We start from the raw sequence: 536 nt of genomic DNA, 5'->3' as shown, positions 1-536 counted from the left end.
GAAGCTGGCGAAGAAGGCGGGGAAATGATCCTCCCCCTCCCCCGTCGGGGGAGGAATTGCGCGCCTGCGGCCCGCCCCTCCCAACTTCATCCTATAATGCACACGATGCCCCGGCTGCCCGTCCTCCTCGCGCTTCTCGCTCTGTTGTCGCCCTCGGTGGCACAGGCAGGACCGCAGCCGCGCATCAAGGACATCGTCGACGTCGAGAACGTGCGCACCAACCAGCTGGTCGGCTACGGTCTGGTCGTCGGCCTGCAGGGCACCGGCGACCGCATCCGCAACGTCCCCTTCACCGAGGAGACCTTGCAGGCGATGCTGGAGCGCATGGGCGTCAACATCCGGGGCACCCAGATGCTCACCCAGAACGTCGCCGCCGTGACCGTCACCGCGACGATGCCGCCGTTCGCGCGCTCGGGATCGACCGTGGACGTGCAAGTCTCGGCCCTTGGCGACGCCAGCAGCCTGCAGGGCGGCATCCTCCTCGTCTCCTCGCTGCGGGCGCTGGACGGGGAGATCTACGCCGTGGCGCAAGGCCC

General features: G+C 68.7%; 1 protein-coding gene. It reads left to right on the top strand.

The window, feature by feature from the left end; genetic code table 11:
- Positions 1-105 precede the first annotated feature (105 nt).
- Positions 106-536 (top strand): flagellar basal body P-ring protein FlgI (locus LH128_RS30215; RefSeq protein ID WP_008833500.1); only part of this gene is annotated, 431 nt, incomplete at its 3' end.

The organism is Sphingomonas sp. LH128, assembly GCF_000293195.2.
GTDB classification, from domain to species: domain Bacteria; phylum Pseudomonadota; class Alphaproteobacteria; order Sphingomonadales; family Sphingomonadaceae; genus Novosphingobium; species Novosphingobium resinovorum_A.
The sequence above is the reverse complement of the archived record's forward strand: the minus strand, read 5'-3'. Positions and strand labels throughout refer to the sequence as shown.